Below are 14,480 nucleotides of genomic sequence, written 5' to 3'. Positions count from 1 at the left end.
GCGGGTTACTCCGGGAGGTGCGGTTCGGTGGGCTTGGCGGCCATGGCCTGCGAGGAGCGCACGGTGAAGTCGCGGTCCCCGACCAGGACGGCGTCCACGCCGTCGGCGTCGGAGAGGCGCACCTGCACGGCCTCGCGCAGCGAGGTGGGGAGGTTCTTGCCCACGTAGTCCGCACGGATCGGCAGCTCACGGTGGCCGCGGTCGACCAGGACGGCGAGCTGGACGGCCCGCGGCCGGCCGATGTCGTTCAGCGCGTCGAGCGCGGCGCGGATGGTGCGGCCGGAGAAGAGCACGTCGTCGACGAGGACGACGAGCTTGCCGTCGATGCCGCCGGGCGGGATCTCGGTGTGCTCCAGGGCGCGGGCGGGCTTCAGCCGCAGGTCGTCCCGGTACATGGTGATGTCCAGGGTGCCCAGCGGGATCTCGCGCCCGGTGATCTGGGCCAGCCTGCCGTGCAGGCGGCGGGCGAGGTGGACGCCCCTGGTGTGGATGCCGAGCAGCACGACGTCCTCCGCGCCCTTGGCGCGCTCGACGATCTCGTGCGCTATCCGGGTGATGACCCGGGCGATGTCCGTGCCGTCCAGCACCTGGTGCGGCGGCCGCGGCGTCTGTTCCTGGTGTGCGGTCATGCCGAAGCGGACCTCCTTCCCCGCCTCACTGGACGGGCCTTAAAGGATGTCTGGGACTGCCCCCGCCGACTCGGCGCGGGCTTCGGGTCATCCTAGCAGTGCCCCGGACGGCGAACCGAAGTCAACCATTCCGCTTCCGCCGGTTAACACCCAGGACGCGCCGATGATGCGGGCCATTCGCACGACTGCCCCATTCGGCTTGACGCAACTACCTTACTCTACGTAACCTCACAGTGAGTTACGAGACGGACGTCGAACCCACCGGTAACGGCGTCGGCAATCGCCCGTGACCCACCACTGAACGCGAAGCAATCTCGTCCGGGGAGATCAATGTCCAGCGACTACGCGAAGCAACTCGGAGGCAAGCTCCGAGCGATCCGCACTCAGCAGGGGCTCTCCCTGCACGGTGTCGAGGAGAAGTCCCAGGGGCGCTGGAAGGCAGTCGTCGTCGGCTCGTACGAGCGTGGCGACCGTGCGGTCACCGTGCAGCGACTGGCCGAGCTGGCCGAGTTCTACGGCGTCCCGGTGCAGGAGCTGCTGCCCGGCGGCACCCCCGGCGGCGCGGCCGAGCCGCCGCCGCGCCTGGTGCTCGACCTGGAGAGACTGACCCAGGTCCCCTCCGAGAAGGCCGGCCCGCTGCAGCGCTACGCGGCGACCATCCAGAGCCAGCGCGGTGACTACAACGGCAAGGTGCTGTCGATCCGCCAGGACGACCTGCGCACCCTGGCGGTCATCTACGACCAGTCGCCGTCGATCCTCACCGAGCAGCTGATCTCCTGGGGCGTGCTGAACCCCGACGCGCGCCGCGCGGTGCGCGAGGAGGACGCGAGCTGAGGCTCACCGCACCGGCTCCCGCCGGCGGATCCTTACCAGATCCAGCACTCGTTCCACCTGTGCTGGCAAGCAGAAACGTCACGGCGCGGCACCCCGAACGGGGGGCCGCGCCGCGGTGTTCGGGGGCACCCGGGGACGCCACGGGGCGCCGGTGCGCCGGGCGCTCAGCAGACCGTGCCCAGGCTGTAGCCGGGCTGCGCCGCCACCCCGTCCAGCCGGACCGGCCGGTCCGCCGGCGCCCAGTCCTGTCCGCCGGTCGACCAGGCCCAGGAGGCCGTCAGGTACTCCCCGCAGGAGGCGGCCGAGCCCTGCGAACCGTGCAGCACCGCCACGCCCGGCAGCTCCAGGGCCAGCCCGGCGCACAGCACCGCGCAGAGCAGCTCCAGGTCCTCGTCGTTGATCCGCACCACGCCGTCCTCCCACTGCAGGACCCGTGCCGCCGCCGCCAGCTTCCCGCCGGGCGCGTCCACCCGCAGGCGCAGCTCGTACACGCCGGCGCCCGCACCGACCAGCATCCGGCGGAACACCTCGGCCCCGCGCTGGTAGGCGGCGCGCACCCAGCGGGCGTGCTCCTCGTCCGGCTCGCCCGCGCCCCCGTACAGGCCGCCGTCGAGCAGCAGGTCGACGTGGCAGAGCGTCAACCCGTTCTCCCGTGCCCGGACCAGGCGCGGCACGAAGTCCCCGGCCAGCTCCTCGCCCTGGTAGGCGAGCAGCTGGGTGTGCAGCGACGGGTTGACCAGGTAGCGGTCACGGGCGGTGGGCTCGGCCGGGTCCAGCGCGTTGAGCAGGCAGAACTCCTCGAAGTCCTGCGGGTGGAACATCCGCGCCCGGACGGTCTCGAAGCGCTCCAGCGCATCGGCCAGCAGCTCGGCGGTGCCGGCCAGGTAGCGCTCGAAGTCGGGGGCGTCGGTGATCCCCCAGGCGCGGGCCCGCGCGAAGTCCGCGGCGCTGGTCAGCACCCCGATGACGAACGCCCGGTCGGCGCCCTCGGCCCCCTCGGCCGGGCGCGGCCGGTGCGAAGCCCGTACCGCGGGCCGCGAGCCGGCGGAACAGTCGGAGTTACGGCGGCCGCGGCGGCTGTTCATCGGATGCTCCTGGCTTCGGCGGGCGACCGTCGGCGGTGACGGTCGGCGGCGGGCTCGCCGCTGACCGCCTTCCTCCCCATCACCCGCGCGCCGCACACGTACGGCGTGTCACAGGAATGTAACCACCGGTAATAGCACCGGCGCCGCGGCCCGCCCCCAACTAGCGCGGTACCCGGGCCAGCTGGCGGGACTGCGCGACCAGGCGGCCGGACTCGTCCCAGATCTCGGCGTCCTCCTCGAAGTACCCGCCGGCCAGGTTGCGGGTCGCGTGGGTGACGCGCAGCCAGCCCGGGGCCGGCTTGGCGCGGAGGTGGACGGTCAGCTCGATGGTCGGCGCCCAGCCCGGCATGCCGAGGTCGAAGGTGACCGGCGGCAGGGCGTCGGCGACCAGCAGGAGCAGCAGCGGGTCGGGCTCGCGGCCGTCGGCCAGCCGGAACCAGCCCTGGATCCGCCCGCGGCCGGAGGGCTGCCCGAGCGCCCAGCCGACGGTGGCCGGGTCCAGCCGCAGGTCGAAGCGCTCCAGCAGGGCGGCCTGGGCGATCAGCTCCTTGGGCGCGTGCTCCACGCCGATGCACTGGTCCGGCGGCGGCAGCTGCGGCGGCTGTGCGCTGGTGCGCACCTCGCCGTCGTCGCCGGAGAGGTCACCGTGGCTGGCCACCACGCGCAGCCGCTCGACGCCGTCCTGGCTGAGCGAGGCGGTGCCGGTGGAGAGGCCGCGGCCGGTGCGCAGCACCTCGGTGCGGACGGTGGCCGGGCCGGGAGTGGAGGCGGACAGGTAGTAACCGCTGATCGACACCGGGTCCGGGTGGGTGCCGTGCTCCAGCGACAGCGCGTGTCCGGCCACGGCGAGCAGCAGTCCGCCGTTGACCCCGCCGCCGATCTGCCAGCCGTCGCCGAGCTCGGCCTCGTAGCGGCCGGGCTCCTCGGGGTGTCTGCTCAGGGCGATGCCCCGGTCGAACTCGCTGCGCGTCGCGGTGGTCATGTGAGGTGGCCTGCCCTTCAAGTTACTGACGAGTAGGGCCCCACACTACGCCTCCGGGGTGAAACGCGGAACGGCCGCCGGACCCGAGATGATTCGGGTCCGGCGGCCGTCCGGCGGGCATCGGCGGTTACCGGCGGATGCTCGGCTTCAGCTCGAGGAAGCGGGCGAGCAGGCCGTTGACGAAGGCCGGGGAGTCGTCCGTGGAGAACTCCTTGGCGATCTCGACCGCCTCGTCCAGGACGACCGCGTCCGGGACGCCGTCCTCCCAGATCAGCTCGTACGCACCGAGCCGCAGGACGTTGCGGTCCACGATCGGCATCCGGTCGAGCGTCCAGCCCACCGCGTACTGCTCGATAAGGTCATCGATGCGACGGGCGTGCTGCACGTAGCCCTCGATGAGCTCCATGGTGTACTCGCCCACCTGCGGGGTGCCCTCGTCGGGCTTGGGCTCGCGGGCGCGGGCCACCCAGTCGGCGAGGACCTGCTGCGGGTCGACCCCGCGGTGGTCGGCCTCGAAGAGGATCTGGAAGGCCCGGGTACGGGCCTTGCTGCGTGCGGCCGACACGGACTTACTTCACCCGGCCGAGGTAGCTGCCGTCGCGGGTGTCGACCTTGACCTTCTCGCCGGTGACGACGAAGAGCGGGACCTGGATCTCGGCACCGGTCTCGAGGGTGGCCGGCTTGGTGCCACCGGTGGAGCGGTCGCCCTGGACGCCCGGCTCGGTGTGCGCGATGACCAGCTCGACCGAGGTCGGGAGCTCGATGTAGAGGACGGCGCCCTCGTTGGTGGCGACCAGGGCCTCGAAGCCCTCCAGCAGGTAGTTGGCGGCGTCGCCGACGACGGCCGGCTCGACCGTGATCTGGTCGTAGGTGTCCATGTCCATGAACACGAAGTTCTCGCCGTCCTTGTACGAGAACTGCATGCCGCGCTTGTCGACGTTGGCGGTCTCGACCTTGGTGCCGGCGTTGAAGGTCTTGTCGACGACCTTGCCCGTCAGGACCTCCTTGAGCTTCGTCCGCACGAAGGCCGGGCCCTTGCCGGGCTTGACGTGCTGGAACTCGACGACGGACCAGAGCTTGCCGCCCTCCAGCTTGAGGACCATGCCGTTCTTGAGATCGTTCGTGGAAGCCACGGGCGCACTTACTCCTGGATATAGCTGTCAAGGAACCAAGGGATTCGCGTCCTGCCGCCGACGGCCCACGGGGCCGCCGTCACAGGGCGAGGAGCTCCTTGGTGGTGATGGTGAGCAGCTCGGGCCCGCCCTCCTCGAGGGGGCGCACGACGAGCGTGTCCTCGATCCGGACCCCGCCCTTGCCCGGGAGGTGGACCCCTGGGCCGACGGTGACCGGCACGCGGCTGTCCAGTTTACCCATGTCCGACGGACCGAGGCGCGGCGCCTCCCTGATCTCCAGCCCGATGCCGTGGCCCACCGGGTGCGGGGAGCCCTCGGTGTGGCCCGCCGCCTCCAGGACCTGGCGGGCGGCCCGGTCGGGTACGCACTGCTCCACGCCCGGTCCGAGCGCCTCCCGGCCGGCCCGCTGGGCGCGGAACACCAGCCGGTGCAGCTCCACCTGCCAGGGCGCCGGCGCCGCGCCGATCACGAAGGTGCGGGCGGTGGAGACGCCGTAACCGCGGTACTGCGCGCCCATCACGACGGTGAGGAAGTCGCCCTCCTCAACCCGGCGGTCGGTCGGCTGGTGGGCGGCCTGCCCGGAGTGGGTGCCGGTGCCGACCGAGACCGGGAAGGCCGCCCGGTCGGCGCCGTGGTCGATCATCCGGCGCTCCAGCTCCATCGCCAGGTGGCGCTCGGTGCGGCCGACCAGGATCGACTCCAGCAGCTCGCCGAGCGCCTGGTCGGCGATCTCCGCGGCGATCCGCAGATCGGCGATCTCGTGCTCGTCCTTGACCACCCGCAGCCGCTCGACCACCTGGCCCAGGTCGGCCAGCCGGGCCTTCCCGGCCAGGCCGGCCACCGCCCGGTGCCGGCTCACGGTCAGGTCGTGCTCCTCCACCGCCAGGCCCGCCACCCCGAAGGCCGCCGCGGCGGCAGCGGCGGCCAGCGCGGTGTCCGCTCCGCCCGCCACCGGCAGCTGGGTGACGTCCGGGGCGATCAGGTGCTCCCCGGAGTCGTCCGGCGGCAGGTCGTCCGGCAGCGCGAGCAAGGCCCGCTCCCTGGTCAGCAGCAGCGTCGCCCCGCAGGGCGCGCAGCCCGTCAGATACCGCACGTTCGCCGCCCGGGTGATCAGCGCCGCATCGGCTCCGGCCGCACTGCAGTGCTCCCTCACCCGCTCCCGCCGCCCCGCGTACGCATCCGCCATGCGTCGAGCCTACGAACCCCCGGCCCGAACCGCCCGCCGAGCGCCCCCGGCCGCACCCCGCGGTGCCTCCCCCACCCCCACCCGCGCCGCCGCGAGCCCCCGCCCCCACCGCCGACGCTACGCCTGCGGATCGATCAGACCGCGCCGGTACGCCCGCACCAGGCTCTGCGGGACGAGCAGCTCCCGCCCGTCGACCGTGATCGGGACCAGCTTCGGCGGCGCGGCCTTCCACCGGGCACGGCGGTGCCGGGTGTTGCTGCGGGAGGTCTTGCGCTTGGGTACGGCCATCGGGGGTGCTCCTATCGGGTCGGGCCGGAGGTGTACGGCAGGAGGGCCATCTCACGGGCGTTCTTGATCGCCCTGGCCGTCGCCCGCTGCTGCTGCACGGTGAGGCGGGTGACCCGGCGACTGCGGATCTTGCCGCGGTCGGAGATGAAGCGGCGCAGCAGGTCGGTGTCCTTGTAGTCGACGTACTCGATGCCGGCCGCGAGCAGCGGGTTGGGCCGGTTCCGCGGCGGGACGGTGCGTTTGCGGTTCACGGGGCGGGCTCCTTCGGTGGACGGGCGCGATTTCAGTGGACGGGCGCGAGCAGGTCGCGGAAGGCGTCGGGCAGGGCCTTCCAGCCGGGTTCGCCGGCGGCGAGTTCGGCGTCGGTGAGCAGGCAGGAGTCGAGCAGGTCGGTGATCCCGTCGGCGTCCAGCCCCTCCGCGGTGAAGCTGAGCTGCTGGACCCGGTCGCCGTGCAGGGGGTGCCAGTCGAGGGCCGCGGCCGCCCGCCGGGCCGGCGGGTAGAGCTCCCAGGCGGCGTCGGGCAGGGTGGTCAGCCACGGCCCGCACTCCTCGACCGCGAGGTTGGCGCCGGCCGCGTCCCAGGCGAGCAGCAGGTCCGGCCGGTTGGCCAGCCAGAACCGCCCGCGGCTGCGCTGCGCGGCCGGGACGAGCAGTTCCAGCGCCTCGTGCAGCCGTTGCGGGTGCAGGGGCCGGCGGCGGGTCCAGACCAGGGTGGTGACCCCGGCCTCGTCCCGTTCCTGCGGCAGCAGGGCGATCGCCGGGTTGACCCGGTCGCGGGCGGCGGCGACGTCGAAGCCGCCGAGCGCGGCGCGGGTGAGGGTGCCGGTGCCGAGCCGGACGACCCGGGCGGTGGCGTGGAGCTGGCGCAGCAGCGCGAGCCCCGGCGCGTGCGCCGCGGCGCGCGGCACGGCGAGCGTGGTGGCGTACTCGATCTGGTGGGCGAGCGCCTCCGCGCGGGTCCGCTCGTCCCGTCGGGCGGTGTGCTCGCCGTGTTCGGCGAGGTCGTCGGGGACGGAGAGTTCGCCGATCAGCCGGTCCGGGTCGACGGCGGTCACCACGCCCGCGAGTTCGACGGCGTCCGCGAGGTCCCGGCCGTCCGATTCTCCGCCGGCGATCACCTCGACCGCCGGGTGCGGATCGCTGCCGCCCCAGAGTTCGACGATCGCCAGCCCGTACCGGCCCTCGTCGGCGATCTCCAGCAGCCGGGGAAGCAGGTCCTCGCGCAGGGCGCAGCACGGGCAGTCGTTGGTCAGCGGCACCCGGTCCTCGTCGAACGGCCCTTCGGCGTCCCGCAGTTCGCGGTGGACGAGGCCGAGCGAGGCGTCCCGCAGGTCGTGCCGCAGCACCACCGCGTCCACCGCGGCGGCGGCCAGTTCCTCGACGGCGTCCCGGCGCGGGTCGGCGTGCAGTCCGGCGACGACGACCACCGGCAGCTTGATCCGCTGCGGGAGGCCGTCCACGCCGCTCACCAGCTCGCCTTGCGGACGCCCGGCAGGTGGCCCGCGTGGGCGTGCGCGCGCAGGTTGACCCGGGAGAGGCCGAAGGCGCGCAGATAGCCGCGGGGGCGGCCGTCCACGGCGTCCCGGTTGCGGACCCGGGTGGCGCTGGCGTCGCGCGGCTGGCGGGCGAGTTCGGCCTGCGCGGCGGCGCGCTCGGCGGGGCCGGTGCCGGGGCGGGCGATGATCCGCTTCAGTTCGGCCCGGCGCTCGGCGTAGCGCGCGACGACCGCGCGCCGCTGCCCGTTCTTGGCGATCTTGCTCTGCTTGGCCATCAGACCTTCTCCCCGCGGGCCCGGATGCGGGCGACGGCCGCCTCGATGCCGATCCGGTCGATGGTGCGGATGCCCTTGGCGCTCAGCACGAGCCGGACGTACCGGCCCTCGCCGGGCAGCCAGTAGCGCTTGCGCTGGATGTTGGGGTCGAAGCGGCGGCCGGTGCGGCGGTGCGAGTGCGAGATCGCGTTGCCGAAGCCGGGCCGGCGGCCGGTGAGCCGGCAGTGGGCGGACATGGGTGCTCCCTGGCGTCCGGGAATGGGCAGGACCGGGCTCACGTTACACCAGATGAAAATGACTTCCATTTCAGGTACGGTCTCGAACCGGCACCCCAGGACCCAGGAGGAACCCCGTGGCCCGCAGCGAACTGCGCCCCGTCATCAAGCTCCGCTCCACCGCCGGCACCGGCTTCACGTACGTGACCCGCAAGAACCGCCGCAACGACCCGGACCGGATGGTCCTGCGCAAGTACGACCCGGTCGCGGGCCGGCACGTCGACTTCCGCGAGGAGCGCTGAGCGGCGCACCCCGACCGCACCCGGTACCGGCCGGCACCCCCGGCCCCACCCCCCCGCCCCCGAGAGGAGCCCGTCCATGAAGCCCGGAATCCACCCCGCCTACCGCCCCGTCGTCTTCCGCGACAAGGTCGGCGGCCTCGCCTTCCTCACCCGGTCGACGGTCGGCAGTGACCGCACGGTCGAGTGGGAGGACGGCCGCACCTACCCGGTGATCGACGTCGAGATCTCCTCGGCGAGCCACCCCTTCTACACCGGCCAGTCCCGGGTGCTCGACACCGCGGGCCGGGTCGAGCGCTTCCGCCAGCGCTACGGCGACCAGCACTGAGAACGCCGAACGGCGCCTCCCCGGGTGGGGAGGCGCCGTTCGGCGCGGCCGGGCGCGCGGCTCACGGCTCCCGGGGAGCCCAGCGGTTCTCGACCCGGGCGAGCTTCCAGTACCCGATCGCCAGCGCCCAGACCACCACGAACAGCCCGGCGATCGCGTAGCCGACGTTGTCCAGCGAGATGTCCGCGATCCAGCCGGTCACCGGGTCGGTCAGGTCGAACTTCTCGTGCAGCACCCCGACCAGCTCGATGGTGCCGATGATGAAGGCCACCGCGATCGACAGCCCGGTGATGGTCAGGTTGTAGTACACCTTGCGCACCGGGTTGGAGAAGGCCCACTGGTACGCGAAGTTCATGAACGTCCCGTCCAGGGTGTCGAACAGGCTCATCCCGGCCGCGAACAGCAGCGGCAGGCAGGCGATCGCGTACCAGGGCAGCCCGGAGGCCGCACCCGAACCGGCCATCACCATCAGGGTGACCTCGGTCGCGGTGTCGAAGCCCAGGCCCAGCACCATGCCGACCGGGAACATCTGCCCGGGCCGGGTGATCGAGCGGGTCGCCCGGTTCAGCACCCGGGCCATGAAGCCGCGCGAGTCGAGGTGCGCCTCCAGCTGCGCCTCGTCGTACTGCCCGGCCCGCATCGCCCGGAACACCTTGATGATGCCGAGCAGCGCCGCCAGGTTGAGCGCGCCGATCAGGTAGAGGAACACGCCGGAGGTGGTCGTCCCGATCAGGCCGAGCCACTTGTGGGTGGTCGACTCGTCGTCCATCAGCGTGTCCGCCAGCTGCGCGCCGCCCGCCACCAGGGCCGCCATGAGGACGACCATCGAGGAGTGCCCGAGGGCGAACCAGAAGCCCACCGAGACCGGCCGCTTCCCGTCCGCCATCAGCTTGCGGGTGGTGTTGTCGATCACCGCGATGTGGTCGGCGTCGAAGGCGTGCCGCATGCCGAGGGTGTACGCGGTGATGCCCAGGCCCACCCCGAAGACCTGGGTGCCCACCGCGTACCGTTCGGGCGCCACCAGGAAGACGAGCGTCCCGAAGGCCACCACGTGCATGGCCAGGATCACCCCCATCAGCCCGGCCGTTCGGACGGTGTCCTCGCGCCTCCACTTGAAGCCGGGCAGCACCGACGGCGCCGCCTTCGCGTCGATGGCGGCGGTTTCGGGCAGGGTCATCTGCGGATCACGCTCCAGCACCTCGTGGAATCACTTCGTGAAGTGCCGTGGCCGGTCTCCTGGCTTACGGGGACACCCGTACCCGCCTTCCCGAGCGCGCGAGGCGCCAGTGGCGTCAGGGGTACGGACTCCACTCCCCCGGGTAGCCGGCGGAATGCCCGATCACAGTGGCGAGGGCCGCTCCGGAATCCGGACCCCTGAGGGTCCGTCACCGGTCTTCCCGAACACCACGGCGGGCTACACCGTAGGGGTCCGTCCCGACCCATGCAAGGCTGCGCACCTGCGCAGGTGTCCAGGATCACAGCCCCCCGCCTGCAAGAATGTCCGCATGCATCTCGTACCGGCCGACCGCGCGGGCCACCGCACCATCGACGGGCACCGGGTCTGCGAGGCCATCGCCGCGATCGGCGACACCGCGCACGTCCGGTCCTGGGCCGAGCGGTTCTCCCTGCTCGCCGACCCCGGTCGGCTCTCCCTGCTGCTCGCCCTCCACCGGGCCGGCCCGCTCGCCGTCACCGACCTCGCGGTGGCCACCGGTATGCGCGACCCCGCCGTCTCCCAGGCGCTGCGGCTGCTCCGCACGGCCGGGGTGGTCACCGGCGACAAGGACGGCCGGGTGGTGCGCTACCGGCTCGTGGACGAGGCCATGCGCCCCCTCCTCGACGAGTGCGCCGCCGCCGAGCACCACGAGCCCACCGCTGCGGCGGGCTGACCGACACTCGGCGAACAGCCCTCGGGCCGGTACCCGGATGAGTACGATCATGGCGTGCCGTCCCACCCCCACGCCTGGCCCGCCGACCGCTGGAACACCCGGCCGGTCAAGGCCCGCGTGCTGGCGGTCGCCCGCACCCTCACCTCCGCCACCCGGGTCCTGGACGTCCTCGCCCTGCTGAACCCCGACGGCATCGCCCGCTACTTCACCGTCAACCCCGGCTCCGCCTTCGCCGACCGCGCCCTGGACGACTACCTGCGCGGCCTGCCCGGCTTCACCCTGCTGGACTGGGAGGAAGCCGTCCGGCACCGCTTCGACCTGGCCGTCGCCTGCGCCGTCCACTCCTCCATGCACCGCCTGGACGCCCGACTCGTCGTCCTCCCGCACGGCGCCGGCTACAACCGGCTCGTCACCGAGTCCACCGGCGACACGGTCAGCGCCGCCGGGCTCTCCCGCAACGAACTCACCCACCGCGGCCGGGTGTTCGTCGACGTCCTCGGCCTCTCCCACCCCGAGCAGCTGGACCGCCTGCGGGTCTCCTGCCCCGAGGCCCTGGACGTCGCCCGAGTGGTCGGCGACCCCTGCTTCGACCGGATGCTGCGCAGCCGGCGCTCCCGCGACGCCTACCGCGCCGCGCTCGGAGCCGTCGACGGCCGACGGCTCGTCGTCGTCGACTCCACCTGGAGCGAGTACTCGTTATTCGGCCGCCACCCCGACCTGCCGCAGCGACTGGTCCGCCGACTGCCCGCCGACGAGTACACCGTGGCCGTCGTGCTGCACCCCAACATCTGGAGCCGGCACGACCCCGCGGCCCTGCTCGACGACGCCCGACGGATGGGCCTGCGGCTCATCCCGCCCCACCAGGGCTGGCAGGCCGCGCTCGTCGCCGCCGACGTCATGATCGGCGACCACGGCTCGGTCTCCGTCTACGGCGCCGCCCTGGAGCACCCCACGATGGTCGTCGCCACCGGCGCCGCCGAGCTCGACCCGAGGTCCCCCGGCTACGCCTTCGGCCAGGCCGCGCCCGTGCTCGACCCCGGCGGCGACCTCGCCGCCCAACTCGAACGCGCCCTCGCCCGGGACCCGTCCGACCAGGCCGACCTGACCGACCTGACCGACATCACCGACCGCTCGCTCGCCCACCGCGGCGAATCCGCGCGGCTGCTGCGTCCGTTGCTCTACTCCTTCCTCGACGGCCTCGACGAACCCGCCGGCGAACCCGTCCTGCCGCCCTACCCCAAGCCCGTGCCCGACCACGGGGACAGTGACGGGCCCACCGCGTACGACGTCGAGGGCACGAGCGACGCCACCGAGGTCAGCCTGCGCCGCTACCCCGTCCCCCGCCACGACCACAGCCCGCGCGGCTTCCACGCCCTCACCGACGACCACCCCGACGACGCCCTGCGGTACACCGCCGAAGTCCTCGCCCGCACCGAGCCCCACGCCGAACGCCCCGCCGTCGACTGGCTCGCCGACACCACCCGCGAACTGCCCGGCCTCGCCGTCGCGGTGGCCGCCCTCGGCCCGGCCCTCCACCTTCTCCGACTGCACGGCGGCCTGCTGCTGGAAGCCCGCGCCGAGCGGGGCTTCGGCCGCCCCGATCCCCGCCTCGACCCGCTGCTGCTCGGCTCCGCCGTCGCCTGCTGGCTCGCCGACGGCGGCGACCCGGCCGGCCTGCCCGAGCACGGCCTCACCGTCCGCACCGGCCGGCACCGCACCCGGGTGTCCTTCACCACCGGTCCCTAGGGAGGGTCGTGCGGCCCTAGCCGGCCAGCTCCCGCAGCCGGGCCCGGCTCCGCTCGGCCAGCTCCGGGTCGTCCAGTTCCGCGGCGAGGGCGACCAGCAGGGTGTGCGCCTGGGCCTCCTTGGCGTACTGGCTCCGCGCCTTCGCCCTCCGGACGCAGTCCTCGGCGTGCGCGACCGCGGGAAGGAGCTGTCCCAGCGCCCGGTGGGCCCGGGCGGTCACCAGCGGCAGTTTCATCAGCATGTCCTCGTCCCCGGTGGCCCCGGCCTGCGCGGCGGCTCCGGCCAGCACGGTCAGCGCCTCGTCCGGGCGACCGTCGGCGATCAGTGCCTGCGCCACGTTGTAGCTCTGCACGATCTCGCCGTGCGGGTCGCCCCGGTTCTCCTCCAGGGCCAGCGCGAACCGCTCCACCGCCCGGCCCGGACGGCCGTCGGCCAGACAGAGCAGGCCGTCCGTCTCGTGCAGCACCCCCGCCACCTGACGCCTGGTCACCAGCGGCAGCTGCTCCGCCGCCAGCGCCACCTGCTCGGCGGCGAGCGGGTACTCCTTGCGCTCGTAGTACGCGCGGGCCAGCTGGTTGCGCATCCGCACCACGGCATCCGGCTGGTTGTCCCAGTGCGCCGACTCGACACCGAGCCGGTGGGTGGCGATCCAGTCCTGGTAGAGCTTGCGACCGTGGTACAGCGGCCAGAGCGACTCGCACAGCCGCCACACCTCGCCGTGCCAGCCCTGCTCGGCCGCCGCCTCCACCACCGCGCGCAGGTTGGCCCGTTCTGCGTGCAGCCACTCCAGCGCGGCCGCGCCGGACGGGAATCCCGGCAGCCCGTCGCCGCTCGGGTCCTGCAACCGCAGCCGGGGCCCCATCGCCCGGTCCGCCACCGAGGCCCTGCCCCGGAAGTACGCCACCACCCCGGCGAGCAGTTCGACCCGGTCCGGCCGCTCCCGGACCCGGCCGTAGGCGTGCAGCCGCACCACGTCGTGGGCGCGGAAACGCTTCTCGGACGTGTCGTCGTCCACCACCTCGTCCACCAGGTGGGTGGCGCGCAGCTCCGACAGCACCCGCGCGGCCCGCTCGATGCCCGCCGCCTGCGCGAGTCCGACCGACAGGAACGGGCCGGGGTGCACGCCGATCAGGTGGTAGAGCGCCTTGCCCGGCGCCGGCAGCCGGTCGTACACCGCGTCGTAGCTCGGGCCGAGGTCACCGTCCTCATCGTTCAGCACGGCCAACCGTCCCTCCCGGTCGTGGAGTTCGGCCACCACCTCACCGATCGGCAGGTTCTCGTGGTCCAGCAGCTGACTGCCCACCACGCTCAGCGCGAGCGGAAGGCCACCGCACAGCTCGACCAGCGCCGAGAGCTCCTCCTCGGTGCCGTGCTCGGAGCCCGGCCAGGTCCGCACCAGCTCGGCGCCGGACTCCGGGCTCAGCGGCCCGAGCTGCCGCACCTCGGCGCCGTCCATCCGCAGGGCGGGCAGCCTTCGCCGGCTCGCGACCACCACCAGTCCCCCGGAGGGGAGCAGCGCCCGGACCTCGGCGGCGTGCTCGACGTTGTCCAGGAAGAACAGGCACCGGCGCCCGGCGGTGACCGTCCGGAACCTGGTGAACCGCTCGGCCTCCACCGCCGGGGGCTCGGTGCCGAGCGCGCGCAGGAAGCCCGCCAGCAGCTCCGGCAGGTCCACCCCGCCCTGGTGCCGGTAGGCCTGGAGATCCGCGTAGAGGTCCCCGTCCGGGAAGCGCGCCCGGTGCTGCTCCGTGAACCTGGCGATCAGCTCGGTCTTCCCCACCCCACCGAGGCCGGTGAACACCACCACGCCGAGCTCACCCGCCTCGACCCGGCCCAGGGCGGCGGTCAATGCGGCGAGTTCCGGCTCCCGGTTGACGAACGGGCCGTGCGGACGCCGGACCTGATGCGGTCTCGGCGACTCCTCGGGCTGGTGGACGTGCACCGCGCCGATGTGCTGCGCCTGCACCAGGTGGCCGCCCACCGTGGTGCCTGACACGGTGTTGGCCACGTCCCGCCGCTCCATCAGCCTGCTCCCTCCGGCCGGTCGGCCCCAGCCTACGGGCTGCGGACCGGCCCGGCGGCCGGAATCCGCG

At 73.4% G+C, this 14,480-nt stretch carries 18 protein-coding genes and 1 riboswitch; of the genes, 5 read left to right on the top strand and 13 right to left on the bottom strand.

The annotated features are described in order from the left end of the window. Nucleotides 1-5: 5 nt before the first annotated feature. Nucleotides 6-629 (bottom strand): bifunctional pyr operon transcriptional regulator/uracil phosphoribosyltransferase PyrR, encoded by a 624-nt coding sequence (pyrR, locus tag ACIRD3_RS17245; protein ID WP_402216827.1) that lies wholly within the window; start codon nt 627-629, stop codon nt 6-8. Between the two features lie 330 nt (nt 630-959). Here pyrR and ACIRD3_RS17240 point away from each other — a divergent pair, with 330 nt between their 5' ends. Then, a complete protein-coding gene (locus ACIRD3_RS17240; protein ID WP_030056198.1) occupies nt 960-1,463 on the top strand; it encodes a transcriptional regulator in 504 nt (167 codons plus the stop codon). Nucleotides 1,464-1,627: 164 nt separating this feature from the next. Here ACIRD3_RS17240 and ACIRD3_RS17235 read toward each other — a convergent pair whose 3' ends face one another. The 10 genes from ACIRD3_RS17235 to rpmB form a co-directional block, all read right to left on the bottom strand. Next, nucleotides 1,628-2,548 (bottom strand): hypothetical protein, encoded by a 921-nt coding sequence (locus tag ACIRD3_RS17235; RefSeq protein WP_402216825.1) that lies wholly within the window; start codon nt 2,546-2,548, stop codon nt 1,628-1,630. A 160-nt stretch (nt 2,549-2,708) separates the two neighbouring features. After that, entirely contained in the window at nt 2,709-3,530 is an 822-nt protein-coding gene (locus ACIRD3_RS17230) for a thioesterase family protein (protein WP_402216822.1), read from the bottom strand. 127 nt (nt 3,531-3,657) lie between these two features. Beyond that, nucleotides 3,658-4,095: a transcription antitermination factor NusB gene (gene nusB / locus ACIRD3_RS17225; RefSeq protein ID WP_049651353.1), complete on the bottom strand. Its 438-nt coding sequence runs from the start codon at nt 4,093-4,095 to the stop codon at nt 3,658-3,660. A 4-nt stretch (nt 4,096-4,099) separates the two neighbouring features. Then, complete coding sequence (gene efp, locus ACIRD3_RS17220; protein ID WP_402216819.1) at nt 4,100-4,663, bottom strand: elongation factor P; 564 nt, start codon at nt 4,661-4,663, stop codon at nt 4,100-4,102. Nucleotides 4,664-4,742: 79 nt separating this feature from the next. After that, on the bottom strand, nt 4,743-5,849 hold the full coding sequence (locus ACIRD3_RS17215) for a M24 family metallopeptidase (RefSeq protein WP_402216816.1): 1,107 nt from the start codon (nt 5,847-5,849) through the stop codon (nt 4,743-4,745). A gap of 117 nt (nt 5,850-5,966) precedes the next feature. Then, on the bottom strand, nt 5,967-6,137 hold the full coding sequence (gene rpmF, locus ACIRD3_RS17210; RefSeq protein ID WP_402216813.1) for a 50S ribosomal protein L32: 171 nt from the start codon (nt 6,135-6,137) through the stop codon (nt 5,967-5,969). 11 nt (nt 6,138-6,148) lie between these two features. Then, entirely contained in the window at nt 6,149-6,388 is a 240-nt protein-coding gene (rpsR, locus tag ACIRD3_RS17205; protein WP_402216810.1) for a 30S ribosomal protein S18, read from the bottom strand. A 32-nt stretch (nt 6,389-6,420) separates the two neighbouring features. Beyond that, a complete protein-coding gene (locus ACIRD3_RS17200) occupies nt 6,421-7,608 on the bottom strand; it encodes a CobW family GTP-binding protein (RefSeq protein WP_402216807.1) in 1,188 nt (395 codons plus the stop codon). Then, entirely contained in the window at nt 7,605-7,910 is a 306-nt protein-coding gene (rpsN, locus tag ACIRD3_RS17195) for a 30S ribosomal protein S14 (RefSeq protein ID WP_402216805.1), read from the bottom strand. The genes ACIRD3_RS17200 and rpsN overlap by 4 nt, the downstream gene beginning before the upstream one ends. After that, nucleotides 7,910-8,146 carry a 50S ribosomal protein L28 gene (rpmB, locus tag ACIRD3_RS17190; RefSeq protein WP_402216802.1) on the bottom strand — a complete coding sequence of 79 codons (237 nt, stop codon included), beginning with the start codon at nt 8,144-8,146 and terminating at the stop codon, nt 7,910-7,912. Before rpmB ends, rpsN begins: the two co-directional genes overlap by 1 nt. 116 nt (nt 8,147-8,262) lie before the next feature. Between rpmB and rpmG the strand changes: the two genes are divergently transcribed. Next, nucleotides 8,263-8,427: a 50S ribosomal protein L33 gene (gene rpmG, locus ACIRD3_RS17185; RefSeq protein WP_097238718.1), complete on the top strand. Its 165-nt coding sequence runs from the start codon at nt 8,263-8,265 to the stop codon at nt 8,425-8,427. Nucleotides 8,428-8,503: 76 nt separating this feature from the next. After that, nucleotides 8,504-8,752, top strand: coding sequence for a type B 50S ribosomal protein L31 (locus ACIRD3_RS17180; protein ID WP_402216798.1), 249 nt, complete (start codon nt 8,504-8,506; stop codon nt 8,750-8,752). 61 nt (nt 8,753-8,813) lie between these two features. Here ACIRD3_RS17180 and ACIRD3_RS17175 read toward each other — a convergent pair whose 3' ends face one another. Continuing rightward, a complete protein-coding gene (locus ACIRD3_RS17175; protein WP_402216795.1) occupies nt 8,814-9,929 on the bottom strand; it encodes a HoxN/HupN/NixA family nickel/cobalt transporter in 1,116 nt (371 codons plus the stop codon). 31 nt (nt 9,930-9,960) lie between these two features. Next, nucleotides 9,961-10,176: riboswitch (cobalamin riboswitch) on the bottom strand. Nucleotides 10,177-10,257: 81 nt separating this feature from the next. On the opposite strand from ACIRD3_RS17175, the gene ACIRD3_RS17170 reads away from it, so the two are divergent. Continuing rightward, nucleotides 10,258-10,641: an ArsR/SmtB family transcription factor gene (locus ACIRD3_RS17170; protein WP_402216792.1), complete on the top strand. Its 384-nt coding sequence runs from the start codon at nt 10,258-10,260 to the stop codon at nt 10,639-10,641. Between the two features lie 54 nt (nt 10,642-10,695). Then, nucleotides 10,696-12,387 carry a hypothetical protein gene (locus ACIRD3_RS17165; RefSeq protein WP_402216789.1) on the top strand — a complete coding sequence of 564 codons (1,692 nt, stop codon included), beginning with the start codon at nt 10,696-10,698 and terminating at the stop codon, nt 12,385-12,387. Nucleotides 12,388-12,403: 16 nt separating this feature from the next. Here ACIRD3_RS17165 and ACIRD3_RS17160 read toward each other — a convergent pair whose 3' ends face one another. After that, nucleotides 12,404-14,410 (bottom strand): AAA family ATPase, encoded by a 2,007-nt coding sequence (locus ACIRD3_RS17160; protein ID WP_402216786.1) that lies wholly within the window; start codon nt 14,408-14,410, stop codon nt 12,404-12,406. Nucleotides 14,411-14,480 lie beyond the last annotated feature (70 nt).

Origin of the sequence: Kitasatospora sp. NPDC093550, assembly GCF_044764985.1 — a bacterium.
In the GTDB taxonomy this organism is placed as follows: domain Bacteria; phylum Actinomycetota; class Actinomycetes; order Streptomycetales; family Streptomycetaceae; genus Kitasatospora.
Note: the sequence above shows the minus strand (reverse complement) of the source record. Positions and strands in the feature narration are given on the sequence as shown.